Genomic DNA, 19,181 nt, shown 5'->3' with positions numbered 1-19,181 from the left:
TTCTACTCCTCAACGTTGAATTCTCTGTGGCAATAAGGTTCTGCCATTCCCACCAATACTTTTCTGGCTCCGCTGTAGGGTCGTCGTCCGTGGGCAACGAGCATATTGTTTAATAGCAAAATGTCTCCAGCCTGCCAGGGAAAGATGATCGTTTCCTGGTGATAAGCTTCACGAATCGCGTCTAAGACTTCCGGCTCGATCTCAGAACCATCTCCGTAATAGGTGTTCTGCGGTAACTCTTCTTCTTTGAATTCTGTTAACAACGCATGGCGAATGGTGGGTTCTAGGGTTGAAATATGGAAAAACGCGGCGTGATTGAACCAGGTTAGTTCACCTGTGATCGGATGTTTTGCGATCGCATCGCGCACCTGACGAGTTCTGAGTCGATCGCCTGGTTTCCACTCAAACTCAATGGCATTGCGACGGCAGTAGTCTTCTACCACAGCTTTGTCGTCGGTTTGGAAGACCGTTTGCCAGGTTAATCCAAAGCCATCGTTATAGTTGCGAACATACAGAACTTTCTTTTCTGTAAATCGATCGCGAATCTGGGGTGCAAGACGCTGCAAGACTTTTTGTGTATCTGCGATCGGGGTTTCGCCCCCTTGTTCGGCAACAGTGAGACAACAGAAATAGATTTTGAGCGGATAGGTTAACCAGTAAGTTCCTTCGTTGTGCAGAAAGATTCTTTCTTGAGCCGGATAATCGGTGGAGGTGTAGATCTTGCCTTCCACTTCATGGCGGGGAGAGGAGCGATCGCGATAACTCAACAATTCTCCTTGAGCAGTGGCTTGCACAAACTGATTAAACTGCTCGGCACTTTTGATCTTGAAACCCCGAAACAACAAAGCACGATGCTGAAGAAATAGCGCTTCGATCGTCTCTCGATTCGAGGTTGCCCAGGCAATCAGATCCATCGACTCAACCGTTGGCTGAATCACGAGCGGAATTGAGGTTCCTAGTAAATGGCTGGTTTGAATTAACGCGGACTGCGAAACCTTGACAGATTTTCGGCTCGTAGTTCCCAATGTGTTTAGGCTTAGCTTTGCCCTGTTTTGTTGTGTCATTACTTCCTCATGATTTAGCGCGACTGAGCGGTTTGCGGGTGATGCGCTGAAGTCGTTGTAAATTTGTGGCGGAAATTGCTTGTGCCTGGAGAAGCTGCTGTTCTTTGGCAGCTTTGGCAACCTGATTCGATAGAACACTCAACTGGATATCCGGCTGCGCCACAACCGTCTGGAGCAGTGCTTCAAACTGGTGCACCATTTGAGCGATCGTCGATGTATCGAATAGATCAGCGTTGTACTCAAAACAGCCTTCTAGTCCCTCACTGGTTTCAAAGAAGAACAGCGCTAAATCAAACTTGGTCGTTCCACTATCAACATCGAACGGTGTCAGGGTAAGACCTGGTAGTTCTAACGGAGGCATCGGCGCATTTTGTAGCACAAACCAAACTCGGAAGAGCGGCGAATGTTGCTGCTGTCGCTCTGGTCGCAGTTCTTCGACTAGCTTCTCAAATGGCAAATCCTGGTGAGCATAAGCTCCGAGCGTTGTTTCTCGCACTCGTGCTAGCAAGGAACGGAATGTGGGATTGTTGGAGAGATCGGTGCGAAGTACCAGCGTGTTCACAAAGAAGCCGATCAAATGTTCGATCTCTGCTCGGTTGCGGTTCGCGATCGGGGAACCTACGCCGATATCCGTTTGTCCAGTGTAGCAGTGAAGTAGTGTTTTAAAGGCGGTGAGCAGCGTCATAAACAACGTGACACCTTCCTGCTGACTGAGTTGGATCAGAGATCGACTCACTTCTTTGGGCACAACAAAGGTTTGGGTTGCTGCGCGATCGCTCTGGATTTGAGGACGTGGTTTATCCGTTGGGAGTTCAAGGGTGGGTAACGCTGCTAATTGTTGTCGCCAGTAATTTAACTGCGCCTGTAGGACTTCTCCCTGTAACCATTGCCGCTGCCATAGGGCAAAGTCAGCATACTGAATCGGTAGCTCTGGTAAGGGCGAAGGCTGATGGGTCGAGAAAGCAGCATAGAGGGCTGATAACTCCTGTACTAAAACGCCCATTGTCCATGCATCAGAAACAATGTGATGGAGGGTTAGCAAGACAACATGATCGGTTTCACTCAACCGCAGTAACGTGACCCGCAGCAGAGGATCGGCACTTAGATCAAAGGGACGGGCAGCTTCCTCAATTGCTAGTCGCAGGGCTTCCGCTTCACGCTCTGGCTCTGGTAAATCTCCCAAATCAACCATTGAGATCGGCACATCCAAACTAGGAGTAATGATCTGCACAGGTTGCCCCTGGACGGTGTCAAAGCGCGATCGCAGAACTTCGTGTCGTCGCACAATTTCGTTAATACTTTGCTTTAACGCTGTGACGTTGAGCAAACCACCTAACCGCAGTGCAACCGGGTCATTGTAAAGCGGGCTATCCGACGCAAGCTGATGCAGAAACCACAATCGCTGTTGAGCAAAGGAAAGCGGCAGATCTCGATCGCGCGGAACGGGTAATAACGGAGGGGCTTCTAAGCCTTGCTGCGACTGAATCGCTACTTTCACTTGCTGGGCTAAAGCCGCGATCGTGGGAGCCTCGAACAAGCAGCGCAGAGGTAACTCCACCTGGAAGACTTCTCGCACACGCGAAATGACCTGAGTTGCCAGCAGTGAATGCCCACCCAACTCAAAGAAGTTATCATTGATTCCCACGGTTGCCACCCCCAGAACCTGTGCCCAGATGCCGCTCAACATTTCTTCGATTGGGGTGCGAGGGGCGGTTGCAGTCTCGGTTGATTCCTGTCGATCGGGAGCAGGCAGCGATCGACGATCGAGTTTACCGTTGGGGGTCAGTGGCAGTGCCTCTAGCAAGACAAAGGCAGAAGGCACCATGTAGTCGGGCAGTTTTTGGTGCAAATAGTCGCGCAACTGACCAACAAATTCACGGGTCGTTTGTTGCTGTAGAGGATTGTTGGCATAGGTCTGCCAGGAGCGCTCCTCAGTTTTTCCGGTTTGCGCTTCCACGTTTGCCCCAATCCGCAAGGTCACGTCATAGCGGAACTGATTTAGCTCGTTCTCGTAGCGTCCCTGCTTAGGCTGAATCTGGACATGCTCGATTTGCGGCAAGTGCTGTTGCAGGGCAGAGAAGAAGGCAGGATCGATCACGAGTTCCTGTTCTTGAAGTCGGCGGCGTTGAATGCGATCGCGCAGTTGCTCTGGCGTGAGCAGCTCTGAAGCCTGGTAGAGTTCAACAGACTTGTAGAATGCTTCTAGTAATGGCAAACTCCGCACATCTCCGATAAAGATTGTGCCTCCTGGTGCAACGGCATTGACAGCATGTTCCAGAACGCGGAGAAGGTAGTCAATGCTAGGGAAGTATTGGATGACCGAGTTGAGAATGACTGTATCAAACCTGTGTGGCTCAATCCCTTCCAACTGGTCTGCCTGCTGCTGCAATAGCCGAACCTGGGGCAGTTGATATTGCGGCAGACTCAAAACTCGTTTTACATAACTCAAGGCGATGTGCGAAAAATCTGTGCCCCAATATTCAGTGCAATCGGGTGCAATGCGGAACAGCAGCAGACCGGTGCCACACCCAATTTCTAGAACTCGCTGAGGGCGTAAGGCGAGAATCCGATCAACTGTTGCATCGACCCACTCTCGCATTTCCTCTGCCGGAATGGGTTGATTGGTATAACTGCTCATCCAACCGCTGATGTTGAACGTCGGTTCCCATTCTGTTTGAGTGTCACGGAAGCGATCGTCGTTATATACCATCTGCCACTGCAAAACCTGCTGGTCTTCCAGGTTTTGGCTAGAAGCATGGCGATCGAGAGATTGGGGGACGATGTAAGCGACTAAGCGTTTCTCTCCGGGAACATCCTCTCTTGCCAATACAACTGCATCTTGAACAGCCCGATGCTGGCTCAGTGCCGCCTCAATCTCGCCTAGCTCAATGCGGAAGCCGCGAATTTTAACTTGATGATCAATCCGGTTGAGAAATTCGAGATGACCATCGGGAAGGTAGCGCACTAGATCCCCGGTTTTGTAAAGCCGATCTGCAAAATCCGGTGCTGAGAACGGATTGGGAATAAACCATTCGGCAGTTAAATCGGGGCGATTGAGATAGCCGCGTGCTAGCCCCGCTCCACCCAGGTACAGTTCACCCGGAACCCCGATGGGGACAGGCTGCAACTGCTGATCTAAAACATAAACTTGAGTATTGGCGATCGGGCGACCAATCGGAGGTGTCCCTTCGATCTGCGGATCAATTCGCGCAAACGTAGAATACGTTGTGTCTTCCGAGGGTCCATACAAGTTAAACACCTGCTGGATGTGCGATCGCTCATACAACTGGCGCACTAACTTGTGCGGCAGCGGTTCTCCTGCTAAATTGACGGTTTGCACCGACTTGGGAATGCCGTTCATCTCGATCAAGGCAGCGATCGCAGAGGGCACAGTATTGATCAGCGTCACTTGCTCTGCTGCGGCTAGCGTGGGTAGATGCAAGGCATTTTCAGCCAGAATTGCGGTTCCCCCAACACTCAACGGTGCAAATAACTCAAACACCGACAAATCAAAGCAGAGCGACGTAGAAGCTAGGACGCCTGATAACTGATCGGCAGTGAAAACGGATTGCGCCCAGTGGAGTAACGCGATCGTATTTCGATGTTCAATGGCGACACCTTTTGGCTGACCTGTTGAACCAGAGGTGTAAATGACATAGGCGAGATTCGCGGGAGTGATTGCAGATTGTGGATTTTGATTGATCTCTAAAGTTTCTGGAAAATTTGTCTTCGCGTCGAGGCAAACCACTTGGGCAGGGGTGTCAGGCAGCGTGGAAAGAAGCGTTTGCTGAGTCAGCAAGACGGATATCTGAGCATCTTGCAAGATGAATGCTACCCGCTCTGCCGGATAGGTTGGGTCGAGGGGTACATAAGCCCCTCCTGCTTTGAGAATGGCTAGAACGCCCACGACCATTTCTAAGGAACGCTCTACACAAATCCCCACGAGTGTTTCGGGCTTGACACCCAGGGTTTGCAGAGAATGAGCCAGATGATTTGCCCGATCGTTGAGTTCTCGGTAGGTCAATTGCTGGTCTGCACAAATGACTGCGATATTGTCAGGCGTGCGATCGACTTGTGCTTCAAATAAGTGATGAATACATTCGCCCGATGCCGGCTGAACCGCTCCTTCTCCCCATACTTTCAATTGCTGCAATTCCTCATTGCTCAGCATCGGTAACGCTGAGAGACACGCTTCAGGATGGGCGATAAAGCCTTCTAGGAGCGTCTGCAAATGTCCAAGCATTCGATGGATCGTTGCTCGATCGAAGCGGCGCGTATCATACCAAAGCTCAAGCCGCAGTGCCGCATCAGGAATCGCTAGCAATCGGAGAGGTTCATTGGTTTTCTCAAACGATCGTGGATTCTGAATCTCAAACCCCTCAACGCCGTTTTTCACCGTGGCATCAACGGGATAGTTTTCTAAAACTTGACAGGTTTCAAACAGAGGTTGGTTGCGAGAGACATCACTCCAGCCCTGCACCTGTACCAGTGGACTGTACTCATACTGAAGCACCTCCATTTGTTGAGCCAGAATCTGTTGCAGCCAGGGCAGCAGAGAGGCATCGGGAGGAACCTGAACGCGCAGGGGCAGCGTGTTGACGAAAATCCCCACCATTGACTCGACTCCGGCTAAGTCCGTCGGGCGACCGGAGGACGTAACGCCAAAGACCACATCAGACTCGCCACTGTAGCGGCTGAGCAGTAATGCCCAAGCACCTTGGACTAGGGTGTTGAGTGTGAGTTGATGCTGTCGTGCTAGATCCTGGAGCGCGATACTAGTCGCTTCCGACAAATCGATGCGCTGCCAGTCATAATCTTCTTCCTGGCTAGGTAAATTGTGAGCGTTGCGATCGACCGCAAGACGAGTCGGTGCAGTGAACCCCTTGAGCCTCTGCCGCCAAAATGCCTCCGCCTGAGCGAGATCTTGCTGCTGCAACCAGGCAATGTAGTCACGGAAGGGGCGCGGTTGGCTCAGGTGCAGGTCTTGTCCCTGGCAAAATGCTTCATAGAAGGCATACACTTCTTTGAAGATCAGCGACTCTGACCAGCCATCTAACAGCAAATGGTGACTACTCCAGACAAGGTGATAGGCATCATCAGCTAAACGCAATAGTGCCAAGCGCATCAGGGGAGCTTGGGAGAGTTCAAATCCTGTTTGGCGATCGACCCTGAGAAATTCATCTAAGCGATCGCGCTGTGTCTCTGGATCAAAGTGTCGCCAATCTTCCTGGTGCCAAGGGAGGTCGATCTGCCCATACACGACTTGGTAAGGCTTTTCCAAGTCGTGCCAGTAAAAGGCAGTGCGTAAAATTGAGTGCCGATCGACCACACGCTGCCAAGCTTGCCGAAGCGCGGTTGCATTCAGATTGCCCTTGAGCGTCCAGCTAAACTGCTCAAAATACACGCCGGACTGTGGCGCATAGATCGTATGAAACAGTAAGCCCTGCTGAAGTGGCGAAAGTTCGTAGATGTCTTCTAGATTGTCCATTTTCATGAAGAATGTCTCCCAGTTTGGCTGAGTTTTGCCAACAATTTGTCAAAGTCCTTTTGGCTGATTTTGGCTGCCTCAAAATCAGAAGGGGTATAGCTTCCCGCTTCCGGGGAGTGGCAGCGAGCAATAATCGATCGCAATGCCTCTATAAACCCTTCGGCTAACTGCGCGATCGTGGCTGGATGATGAATCGCAGAGCTATAGCTCCATTCCAGATGCAGTTGTTGGGCAGCAATGAAGCCATCAATTTCTAATAGATAGGGACGAATTCCTTCGGGACAGTGAACCGCACCACTCGATTCTTTAGCAAGCTTGAAGGTGGTCGTCGCGTCGAGTGCTGTATCAAACTGCCCTAGGTAATTGAAACAGACCTCCGCCTGTGGCAAATCCCTGAGTTGTGCAGCAATTTCCGCTGGCGCGAGATAGCGCAACACGCCACAGCCAATTCCTTGATTGGGAATGCGACGAAGCTGCTCTTTGACTGTTCTCAGGGCATCCTCCATTCCATCTGCATTGCTTAAATCTAGATACACCGGGAAGATGGACGTGAACCAGCCGACCGTGCGAGACAGGTCTACATCCGAGAAAAGTTGCTCTCGCCCGTGACCTTCTAGATCGACCCGAAGTGGATGACCTGTCCACTGGGTAAATGTTTGACCCAATGCCGATAACAATAGATCGTTAATTTGGGTGCGGTAGATTGCTGGCACTGTTTTCAGAAGCGTTTGAGTCTCTGCTGCGGTGAGCGTAACGGTGATTGTGTTAGCTGAAGCGATCGTATTGATGCCCTTCGGATCGTCGATCGGCAAAGAAAAACTAGGCAGTTGATGGGCAGCTAACCAATACTCCAACTCCTGCTGCACTGCCACTGACTGTCCGTAGTCCGTTAAGCGTTGCGACCAATGCTGAAACGATGTGGTTTTTGCCGGAAGCTGAATTGCTTGCCCCTGCTGAAGTTGGGCATAGGCAGTTTGGAAGTCGTCTAGCAAAATTCGCCAGGACACCCCATCCACTGCTAAGTGATGAATCAGAATAAGTAATCGTCCCGGTTTGTTTGCACCGAGCTTAAAGAGGGCAACTCGTACGAGCGAACCGGATGTTAAATCGAGGCTAGCTTGTAGTTCTTCGCAGTGTTGAGTGATTGCCTCAGCTTGCTCTGATTCAGGAATCGCTGACAAATCGACCTGAACGAATGGCACCGTCTCTTCTGGCAGTGCATTGACTTGCCGAATCCCCAATTCGGTTTGCTCAAACCGCAGCCGCAGGGCATCGTGATGGATCAGTAACTGTTGCACAATCTGTTGAACTTGGCTTCCCTCTAGAGTAGCGGGGACTTCGAGCAGCGTTGCCTGGTTGTAGTGGTGTGGATTGACTAGGGCTTGCTCAAAGAACCAGTGCTGAATCGGTGTTAACGGTAGTTCTCCGCTGACGGCATCCTGTTCTGCTTGCACTGCCTGCTCGGTATCGACAACCTGAGCAAGTTCAGCGATCGTTTGATGCTGAAACAGTTGCTTGGGTGTCATTCGTAAGCCTTCCTGATTCGCTCTAGCCACAACTTGAATGCTGAGAATGGAGTCGCCCCCCAACTCAAAGAAATTGTCATGAATACCGATCGACTCAACGCCCAAAACTTGTTGCCAAATTTCAGTCAACCGCTGCTCGATCGCGTGGCTCGCCGTAACCAGTGGCGTTTTCGTTGCGAGATGAGTGCGATCGGGGGCGGGTAGATGACGGCGATCCACCTTACCATTGGGCGTTAGGGGCAGAGATTCCAACTGCACAAAGGCGGCAGGAAGCATGTAGTCCGGCAGCTTGTTTTTAAGAAATGAACGCAGGGAACCCAGGGCAGCATCGGGAAGCGTGGCAACGACGTAAGCCACAAGTTGCTTGCGATTGGGGGCATCTTCTCGAATCACTGCGATCGCTTGCTGAATCTCTGGATGTTGTTCTAGCGCAGCTTCAACTTCACCAAGTTCAACCCGAAATCCTCGAATCTTCACTTGATGGTCAATGCGTCCCAAGAATTCGATTTTGCCATCCGATCGCCAACGGGCTAAGTCGCCTGTTTTGTAAAGGCGGGCTGAGGATTGATCTCGATCTCCCCAGAAAGGATTGGGGATGAATCGTTCTGCGGTTAACTCCGGTCGATTGAGATAGCCGCGAGCCAGTCCGAACCCACCAATATAGAGTTCACCCGGAACCCCGATGGGAACAGGCTTGAGATTGGCATCGAGCAAATAAATCTGCGTATTGGCGATCGGGCGACCAATCGAGACGGTTTGTTGATCTGTCGGTTGGCAAACTTCCCAAGTAGCATCGATCGCGGCTTCAGTAGGTCCATAGAGATTGTGCAGTTCCACATGAGGCAACCGGGCAAAACATTGTGCTTGCAGTTGGGCACTGACTGCCTCACCCCCACAGGTAATGTAGCGTAGGCTGCGGCACGCCGTTTCTAAGCCTTCCATCTGCAAAAACACTTGCAGTAACGAAGGGACAAAATCTACAACCGTAATTTGATGTTGAGCGATGAACTGAACGAGTGCTGCACTATCTTGAGGAACATCGGCTGGAGCCAGAACCAGGGTTGCTCCAGCAATTAACGCCCCAAAGATTTCCCAAATCGACACATCGAAACCGAAGGAGGCTTTTTGTAAAACCCGATCGCGCCCATTCAACTGATAGACCGTTTGCCCCCACAGTAAACGGTTACAAATGGCTTGATGTTCGACAAGTACACCTTTGGGTTTGCCTGTCGAGCCAGAGGTGTAGATCACATAGGCAAGACTCGTGGGTGATGCAAGGCTAGAAAGTGCAAGTGGTACCGCGATCGTATCGAGAGTATCCAGGCAAATCGTTGTGGCAGGACAAGCAGGCAGAGTGTCGAGCAGATGAGCTTGAGTCAGCAAGATTGAGACTTGGGCATCTTCTAGCATGAAAGCAATGCGATCTTGCGGATAGCCCGGATCGATCGGCACATAAGCGCCTCCCGCTTTCAGAATTCCGAGAATACCGATCACCATTTCTGGAGCGCGATCGACACAAATTCCAACCAGCACTTCAGGCGCAACTCCTAGAGACTGCAAATGGCTTGCGAGTTGATTGGCACGATCATTCAGTTCCCGATAACTTAGGTGTTGATCATTCCATTGCAGGGCAATAGCATCCGGTGTTTGCTCAACCTGAGCTTCAAACAATTGATGCAGGCATAAAGGCGATGACGCATTGCTTACGATTTCTCCGGTTCCCCAGTCCTGAAGCTGGTGCAGTTCCGATTCTGGTAACAGTTGCAGATCCGAAATCGATTGCTTCGGATTCGCAATCATGCTTTCGAGCAGAGTTTGGAACTGTTCCAGCATCCGAGCGATCGTCTCTGGCTCAAACAAATCCGTGTTGTATTCACAACTGCCGCTGAGTCCTGTGGGCGTTTCCATCAAACTCAGGGTCAAGTCAAAGCTAGCCGTCCCACTGTCGATATCTAGTGTGCTGAGAGTGAGATCGGGAAGCTCCAGGGCTGGCATCGGAGCGTTTTGCAGCACGAACATCACCTGAAAGAGCGGATGATGGCTGAGATCACGATCGGGTTGCAGTTCATCGACTAGCTTCTCAAACGGCACGTCCTGATGGGTATACGCGCCCAAAGCGACTTCCCGAACTCGTTTCAACACCGTCTGAAAGCTCGGATTGCCGGATAGATTCGTTCTAAAAACCAGTGTGTTCACAAAGCAACCCATCAATCCTTCGAGTTCTGCCCGATTACGGTTTGCGATCGGCGATCCCACTAAGATGTCTGCTTGTTGGGTGTAGCGGTAGAGCAGGGTCTTAAACGCTGCCAGCAAGGTCATGAACAGGGTCGCGCCCTGTTGCTGGCTGAAGGCTTGCAGAGCTGTGGATAGATCGCGGGGAAGCTGGAACGATCGAGTTGCGCCCCGGAAGCTCTGAACCGCAGGACGAGGACGATCGCTCGGCAATTCCAGAATCGGCAGATCACCGGCTAATTGCTGTTTCCAGTAAGCCAGTTGAGCGTCTAGAACCTCTCCCTGTAACCACTGCCGCTGCCACAGGGCAAAATCGGCATACTGAATCGGCAATGCTGCTAGTGGCGAGGCTTGTTCTTCAGCAAAAGCAGTGTAGAGTTGAACCATTTCTTGAATGAACACGCCGATCGACCATCCATCCGAAACAATGTGATGCATCGTCAGGAGCAGCACAAAATCGTTTTCTGCGAGTTGCAGCAAGGTCGATCGCAGTAGTGGAGCCTGGGACAAATCAAAGGGTTGCTGGGTTGCTTGAAGAGCCAGTCTCTGGACTTCCGCATCTTGTTCCGATGGCGATAGAGACTGCAAATCTATCGGGATCAACGGAACGGTGGCTTCTGGGAGAATCACCTGAGTGGGTTGTCCTGCGATCGTGACAAACTGCGATCGCAGAATTTCATGACGCTGCACGATCGCACTCAAGCTTTGCGCTAGCGCGGCAATATTAAGCCGTCCTTGCAGCCGTACTGCCGCAGGTAGGGTGTAGGACGTGTCATTCGGATCAAGCTGTTGCAAAAACCACAGCCGTTGCTGAGCAAAGGACAGGGGCAGAGGCTCGGATCGGGAGACTCGATCGATCGTCGGAGCCTGTAAGGAACGATCTGTACCAATTGCGAACTCAATTTCCCTAGCAAATGCAGAGAGCGTAGGCGCTTCAAACAAACACCGCAAGGGTAGCTCCACTTGAAACACCGCTCGGACTTGCGAGGTCACCTGAGTTGCTAGCAGCGAGTGACCACCCAACTCAAAAAAGTTGTCGTGAAGTCCTACCTGATTCAGTCCCAACACCTTTGCCCAGATGCCCATCACCATTTCTTCAACGGGTGTGCGCGGTGCCGTAGTGCGATCGTCTGATGCCAAGGCAGAATCATTGGGAACCGGTAATGCCCGACGATCGAGTTTGCCATTCACCGTCAGAGGCAGGGCGTCCAGCACCACAAAAGCAGCGGGCACCATATAGTCTGGAAGTTTGGTTTGCAGAAAATGGCGGAGGTCGATGAGTTGTGCATCGTTTAGGGTGGAATCAGGAACGATGTAAGCCACGAGGCGTTGATCTCCGGGCACATCTTCGCGATCGATCACCACAGCCTGATTCACCTGCGGATATTGGCACAACAGCGCTTCAATCTCACCGAGTTCAATGCGAAAACCGCGCAGTTTCACTTGATGGTCGATCCGACCGAGATATTCGATCTCGCCATTCGGCAGATAGCGTGCCAAGTCACCCGATTTATACAGTCGTGCGTTTGGCGCATCGTCAAACGGATGGGGAATGAAGCGCTCGGCAGTGAGTTCCGGACGATTGAGATAGCCCCGTGCTAGACCCGCGCCTCCAATGTACATTTCACCCGGAACCCCAACGGGTACAGGTTGGTGATGGTGATCGAGAAGATACACCTGAAGGTCGGGAATGGGTTTGCCAATCACACTCCTGGTTTCACCAAGCGTTGCCATGGTCAGTGGGTGATAGGTCACATGCACCGTCGTTTCGGTGATGCCGTACATATTCACTAACTGCGGCGATCGATCACCATGTCGCTCAAACCAGGGCTGCAAGCTTTGATAGGACAGCGCTTCTCCACCGAAGATCACTAGACGCAGACAAAGGGTAGACGGACGACGGAGGGAGTCTTCGACCTGAATCAGTTGACGGAAGGCGGAAGGCGTTTGGTTCAGTACCGTCACTCGTTCTTGGCACAACAAGTCATAGAATGCTTCGGGCGATCGACTCGTCCAGTAGGGCACCACAACCAGTCGCCCACCATGCAGCAAAGCCCCCCAAATTTCCCACACTGAGAAGTCGAATGCATAGGAGTGAAAGAGTGTCCACACATCTTGCTCGTTGAAGTGATACCAGGGCTGAGTGGCGGCAAAGAGCCGCACAACATTGGCATGGTGAATCAATACACCTTTGGGTTTTCCAGTGGAGCCGGAGGTATAAATCACATACGCGAGGTGATCGGGCGTGACTTCGCCGACTGGATTCTCGATGCTCTGCTGGCTCAGAATAGCAGCATCGCGATCGAGGTCAACCACCTTGGCTGCTGGAGTGGAAAATTGATTCTGTTGTCCTGCCATCGTCAGCAACACAGGCACCTGAGCATCTTCGATCATGAATGCTAAACGCTCTGGTGGATAGGATGGGTCTAAAGGTAGATATGCCCCTCCTGCTTTGAGAACGGCAAGCAACGCCACGACCATTTCAAGCGATCGCTCCAGGCAAATCCCCACCAAAACATCAGGTGTAACTCCTAACGATTGCAAGTAATGGGCGAGTTGATTGGCGCGATCGTTCAGTTCGCGATAGGTGAGCTGCTGATCCTCATAGACCAGTGCGATCGCATTCGGAGTTCGTTCGACTTGTGCCTCAAACAAGTGATGCAGACAGGCAGTTTGAGAATGCGTTACTAAATCCGTACCTTGAGGATGATTCCACTCCACCAAAAGCTGATGCTGCTCTGCTGCGGTGAGTAAAGGCAATTCCCAGAGACTACGATCGAGGGTTGCTGCCATTCCTTCCAGAAGGGTTTGCAGATGTCCCGCCATCCGAGCGATCGTGTCTGCATCAAAACGGTGACGATCGTAAACCAAGCTAATTTCTAGCGCAGCACCCGGTCGAACGATCACCGTCAGCGGATAATTCGTTTGTTCAAACACCTGAACTCGACTGACGATTAAGTCAGCATTGCCCTGCTCAACGTTTGGATCGATCGGATAGTTTTCAAAAACGACAAGGCTCTCAAATAAGGGCGAATTGGGTGGAATCTCGCTCCACTGCTGAATCTGGAAAAGCGGCGTGTATTCGTACTGTCGTGCTTCTGCCTGTTGCGATTGAAACTGCTGGAGCCAGGGAAGAAGCGATCGATCCGATTGCACCTGTACTCGTACCGGCAAGGTGTTAATGAACAATCCCACCATCGCTTCAGCCCCTGGTAAGGTCGTCGGGCGACCTGAAACCGTCGTGCCAAACACCACATCCGACTCGCCACTATATCGACTGAGCAGCAATGCCCAAGCTCCTTGAACTAGGGTGTTGAGCGTCAATTGATGCTGACGTGCCAGCGATTGTAAGGCTGTGGTTGTTTCGCTTGCGAGGGACGTGTGATATTCCCCAACCTGGATGGCAGAGGTAGAGTGATCGACATCTACCCCAAAAGGAGTGGGTGCCGTGAAACCTTTGAGCGTTTGCCGCCAGAATGTCTCTGCTTCAGGTAAAGACTGTTGTTGCAGCCAGCCAATGTAATCCCGGTACGGTCGGGGCTTGGGCAGTCGCAAGGTTTGACCCTGACAAGTTGCCTCATAAACCACAAAGACTTCTTGCAAGACCAGGGACGTAGACCAACCATCCAATAGCAAATGATGATGGCTCCAGAGAAAATGATACTGTTGCGCTGCTTGTTGAATCAGGATCAACCGCATCAGTGGAGCCTTTGATAATTCAAAGCCCTGCATCCGCTCAGCTTGGCGCAATGCCTCCAGCTTGGCTTGCTGGTCTGCCACCGTGAGCTTTTGCCAGTCGTGAACCATCAGAGGTAAATGGACCTGCCGTCCCACTACTTGCAGCGGTTTTTCTACGTTCTCCCAAACAAAAGCACTGCGGAGAATCGGATGGCGATCGAGGACTTGCTGCCATGCCTGCTCAAAGGCTGGAATATTCAGATCTCCCTGTAACTCAGCACTGACCTGCTCAACATACACCCCTGATTCTGGTGCATAGAGGCTATGGAACAGCATTCCCTGCTGCATCGGAGACAAACGATAGAGGTCTTCAATGTTTTTGGCGCTCATGGTGGCTTATCTCCCTGAAAATTCAACAGAAAATTCAACCGTCGCGAATACGGCATCAAGTTCATCCTGACTAAGCTCGGCTAGGGGAAAGTCTGAGGGGGTATAGCCTTTAGCGTCAGGCGATTGGCAGTGGCAAATCAGCGATCGCAGCTTTTCGAGAAACCGTTGTGCCAGTCCTTCAACGGTGGCAGGGTGATGCAATGCTTCGCTATACGTCCAGACCATTTGCAGCTGACCGTCGGTAATCATGCCGTCAATCTCAAATAGATGCGATCGACGATCTTGCAAGCCATGACAAGAGCCGCTCGACTCTTGAGCCAGCCCAAACAAAGAGGACGCTGCAAAGCTCCGATCAAACTGTCCGAGATAGTTGAAACTGACTTCCGCTTGAGGCAGTTTTCGCAAGGATTCAGCGATTTCTCCTGAATTGAGATAGCGCAGCAGTCCATAGCCAACGCCTCGATTCGGGATTTGCCGCAGTTGCTCTTTCACCGCTTTTAGGGCTTGGGCACTATCAACCCTGCTATCCAACTCCAGCAATACTGGAAACACAGCAGTAAACCAGCCGACCGTACGCGATACATCTACCCCTTCAATCATGTCCTCGCGTCCATGTCCCTCTAGCTCCACCAGTAGTGATGGTTTTCCAGTCCACGCTGCAAACGCTTGTACGAGTGCAGTTAACAACACATCGTTGATTTGGGTGCTATAAGCAGCAGGTACGTCTTGTAGTAATGTTTGGGTTTCTGCTGAATTCAGCGTTACGGTGACAGTACGAGCTTGGGCAACGGTATTCGTTCCGCCTGGAAAATCCACAGGGAGGGGCGGAATCGGCTTTTGCAATTGGGTTAGCCAGAAGGACTGTTCTTGTTGCAAACTTTCCGATTGTGCGTAGTTAACCAACTGTTCTGCCCACCGTTTAAATGAAGTGGTCTTAGCCGGCAGTTTGATCGGTTGAACATCTCTCAATTGCTGGTAAATCGTTTGCAGATCTTCTAGCAACACTCGCCAAGACACCCCATCGACTGCAAGATGATGAATCACAATCAACAAACGGCTCGCTCGATGGAGTCCCAGGTCAAACCAAGCAACCCGCACGATCGAACCATCGCTCAAATTAAGGCTTGCTTGGAGTTGTGTTGCTGCTTGCTCAATCGCGATCGCTTGTTCTGCTGTAGACAGGTTTGACAAATTCACTTGGGAGAATGGAACAGCCGTATCGGGGCTGATCATCTGCTGTTGCCAACCTTCAGCAGTCCGAGAAAATCGCAGTCGCAATGCATCGTGATGAGTGAGTAAATGCTGGACTGCCTTTTCTAAAAGCCTGGCATCGATCGCTTGTCGGACTTCTAACAAGATGGATTGATTCCAGTGATGCGGCTCCAACAATTCCTGTTGAAAGAACCAATGTTGAATGGGCGTGAGTGGTAAATCACCTGTCACCGCTCCCTGTTCTGCTGGAGCGATGGTCTGCGCGTCTACGAGTTCTACAACGGTGGCTAACTCTGCGATCGTTTGATACTGAAACACCTGCTTGGGTGTCATTCTCAATCCCTGCTGATTTGCCTTAGCGACTACTTGGATACTCAGAATAGAATCGCCACCCAACTCAAAGAAGTTGTCGTCAATGCCCACTTGCGCCACCCCAAGTATCTCAGCCCAGATACCGACCAATGCCGTTTCCACTGGGTTTTGAGGTGCAATGTATGTATGTTCTAAATTCGGTCTTGCTATCTCAGGAACAGGCAGCGATCGTCGATCGATCTTGCCGTTAGGTGTGAGCGGTAGGAACTCCAACACCACAAACGCAGACGGCACCATGTGCCCCGGCAATCTGTCTTTGACAAAGTTGCGAAGATCAGAAAGTGAGAAACTGGTTGACTGCACAGGAACAACATAGGCAACTAATCGTTTGTGTCCAGGTTCGTCTTCTCGCACCACGACAACTGTTTCTGCAACAGTAGGGGATCGCCCAAGGGTTGCTTCGATTTCTCCTAGCTCAATACGAAACCCGCGCAGCTTTACCTGGTTATCAATCCGTCCTAAAAACTCCAGATTGCCATCAGGCAGATAGCGAACCAGATCGCCAGCTCGATATAAACGAGTTGTAATTGAAGGAGTGAAAGGGTCAACGTAAGGGATAAACCGCTCCTCGGTCAGTTCAGGACGATTCAGATATCCTCGTGCAACGCCAGCACCCCCAATGTAAAGTTCTCCAGGCACTCCAATTGGTACAGGTTGTCGATCGATATCCAGAACGTACACCTGACTGTTCGGAAAGGGACGACCGATCGGAACTAAGTTATCGACAGACAGTTTTGTCTCAGTTCTCTCGAAATAAGTTGTGTCGATCGTTGCCTCAGTCACACCATAGGAGTTAATCAGCCGAGTCTGGGTTCCGCACAATCGCTGGATAGCCTGATGCTCTTGTACATACCAGCTATCCGACCCCACCATCAGGAGCCGCATGAAGTCGAGCGATTGACCCGTTGTTTCTAGATATCTGAGTAAATTCCGCAACACGGCTGGTACAAATTCTGCACAATCTACCTGCTCCCGACGCATAAGACTGTAAAGCTGATCAGGCATTAGTAAAAAATCTCTAGGACAGAGCACGAGCTTTGCCCCAGAACACAGTGCCCGTATCCAATTGCCAGAAAAAACATCAAAGGAAAAGCTTGCCATTTGTAGATGACAGGTGACAGCCGCTCTCAACTGGTAAGCACTTTCCCATGCAAAATAGGCATTGACCAAACTGCGATGCGTGACCATCACGCCCTTGGGGGTATCCGTAGAACCAGACGTGTAGATCACATAGGCAAGGTTTGAGCCAGTAGGTGCAGGAGACAGGGAGGCAGCCGTAGAAATGGATTGATCGCGATCGACACAAAGAACCTGAGCCGGATGCTGAGGGAGCGTGTTGAGCAGATGAGTTTGCGTCAGGAGCACCGATACTTTCGCATCATTGAGCATGAAGGCTAACCGTTCTGTCGGATAGGCAGGATCAAGCGGCAGGTAAGCGCCTCCGGCTTTGAGGATTGCGAAAATGCTCACCATCATCTCTAGTGAGGTTTCCATGCAGATCCCTACCAACATTTCCGGTTGGATACCCCACGATCGCAACTGATGGGCTAGTTGATTGGCTTTGTGGTTGAGTTCGGTATAAGTAAGATGTTGATCTTCAAAAACAACCGCGATCGCATCGGGAGTTTGTTCAACTTGCGCCTCAAATAATTCATGAATACATAGATGTTGCGGGGTGCCTACGAGAGCATGGCTTTCGTGTTCTCCGGTTCCCCATGTCCAAAGCTGCTCTAGTTCCTGGGTTGTCAACAAAGGCAATTCTGAGAGGCGAGCTTGGGGATTTTTCACAATTCCTTCTAGCAAGGTTTGCCAGTGCCCTTGCATTCGCGCGATCGCATCTGCATCAAACAGGTCAGTGTTGTATTCCCAACTCACGCTAAGACCTTGAGAGGTCTCTTGCAGACTGAGCGTGAGATCAAAGGTCGCGGCTCCGTTATCGATATCCCAGGGTTCGATCGTCAAACCAGGTAGCTCTAAGGCGGGTTTGGGCGTATTTTGCAGAATGAACATCACCTGAAACAACGGGGATTGGCTGAGGTTGCGATCAGGGTGCAGTTCCTCAACCAGTTTTTCAAACGGTACATCCTGATGGGCATAGGCTCCGAGTGCGACATCACGCACCCGATTGAGCAACTCCTGAAACGTCGGATTGCCAGAAACATCAGTGCGGAATACAAGCGTGTTGAGAAATAACCCGATCAAGCCTTCTAATTCAACCCGATTGCGGGTTGCGATCGGCGAACCCACCAAAATGTCTTCTATTCTGGTATGGCGATAGAGCAGAGTGTTGAAAGCTGCTAGCAGAGTCATAAACAGCGTCACCCCTGTTTGCTGACTCAGTGTCTTGAGCGCTTGGGTTAAGGCGGGTGATAAAGATGAGGTTTGAATCGCACCTCGTCCAGTTTCCGTGGTAGGACGCGGACGGGTTGTGGGAAGTTCTAGAACGGGCAATGTGCCACCGAGTTGCTGTTTCCAGTAAGCAAGTTGAGTCTCTAGCACTTCACCTTGGAGCCATTCTCGCTGCCAAGCCGCAAAATCTGCATATTGAATTGGCAGATTAGCAAGGGAGAGCGGTTCCCCCGTAGCAAAGGCAGTGTAGAACCTGACCAGTTCCTGAATGAACACGCCGACTGACCAACCATCACAGACAATGTGATGGACGGTGAGCAGCAAGATGTGATGCGTTGGCGTGAGCCGCAGAAGCTTAATTCGCACTAACACATCATTGGCTAAATCAAACGGTTGCTGCGCCTCTTGAGTCGCGATCGCTCTCGCAACGCTCTCCCGCTCTGTTTCTGCCGCTTGGCTCAGATCGACGATCGGCAAAGGGAAAGGCTGAAACGGCTCTACCTGCTGAACAGGTCGTCCCTCAACAGTCGCAAATCTACTCCGCAACACAGTATGGCGCTGTGAGATAGCATTAAAACCCTGCTCTAATGCCGCTACATTCAACGCCCCCCGCAGGTGAAAGAAATGAACTTCATTATAAAACGGCACTTCTGGCTGCAATTGATCCAACACCCACAGCCGCTCTTGAGCAAAAGATAAGGGCAGTGAGTCCTGATTTTGTCTAGGCTGAATAACGGATTGGGCTTTAGGAGCCGTTAAGCCTTTTTGCTTGAGACGTAGTTCTAGAAGCCTCTGCTGTTCCGGTGAGAGAGCAGCGAGACGTTGAGAGAGCGTGTTCATTCTTTGCCAGCCGTATAGGATTTGTTATGT

The 19,181-nt window shown here is 51.2% G+C and carries 4 protein-coding genes; all 4 read right to left on the bottom strand.

The features are described from left to right. Positions 1–2 precede the first annotated feature (2 nt). From ACQ4M5_RS34085 to ACQ4M5_RS34070, 4 genes are read right to left on the bottom strand one after another with little or no spacing between them, the layout of a single operon-like run. Positions 3–1,064: a TauD/TfdA family dioxygenase gene (locus ACQ4M5_RS34085; protein ID WP_017291700.1), complete on the bottom strand. Its 1,062-nt coding sequence runs from the start codon at positions 1,062–1,064 to the stop codon at positions 3–5. A 7-nt stretch (positions 1,065–1,071) separates the two neighbouring features. Then, the gene (locus ACQ4M5_RS34080) at positions 1,072–6,558 is read right to left on the bottom strand and encodes a non-ribosomal peptide synthetase (protein WP_017291699.1); all 5,487 of its coding nucleotides are present in this window, start codon (positions 6,556–6,558) and stop codon (positions 1,072–1,074) included. Continuing rightward, positions 6,555–14,378, bottom strand: coding sequence for a non-ribosomal peptide synthetase (locus ACQ4M5_RS34075; RefSeq protein ID WP_017291698.1), 7,824 nt, complete (start codon positions 14,376–14,378; stop codon positions 6,555–6,557). Before ACQ4M5_RS34075 ends, ACQ4M5_RS34080 begins: the two co-directional genes overlap by 4 nt. Before the next feature lie 6 nt (positions 14,379–14,384). Continuing rightward, positions 14,385–19,151, bottom strand: a complete 4,767-nt coding sequence (locus ACQ4M5_RS34070) for a non-ribosomal peptide synthetase (RefSeq protein ID WP_017291697.1) — start codon at positions 19,149–19,151, stop codon at positions 14,385–14,387. Positions 19,152–19,181 lie beyond the last annotated feature (30 nt).

Source organism: Leptolyngbya sp. AN10 (genome assembly GCF_050565645.1).
In the GTDB taxonomy this organism is placed as follows: domain Bacteria; phylum Cyanobacteriota; class Cyanobacteriia; order Leptolyngbyales; family Leptolyngbyaceae; genus Leptolyngbya.
Note: the sequence above shows the minus strand (reverse complement) of the source record. Positions and strands in the feature narration are given on the sequence as shown.

What these genes read in the sequence shown, in the direction of transcription:
- ACQ4M5_RS34085 (WP_017291700.1), bottom strand. Translation starts at nt 1,064, where the DNA reads ATGACACAACAAAACAGGGCAAAGCTAAGCCTAAACACATTGGGAACT.
- ACQ4M5_RS34080 (WP_017291699.1), bottom strand. Translation starts at nt 6,558, where the DNA reads ATGAAAATGGACAATCTAGAAGACATCTACGAACTTTCGCCACTTCAG.
- ACQ4M5_RS34075 (WP_017291698.1), bottom strand. Translation starts at nt 14,378, where the DNA reads ATGAGCGCCAAAAACATTGAAGACCTCTATCGTTTGTCTCCGATGCAG.
- ACQ4M5_RS34070 (WP_017291697.1), bottom strand. Translation starts at nt 19,151, where the DNA reads ATGAACACGCTCTCTCAACGTCTCGCTGCTCTCTCACCGGAACAGCAG.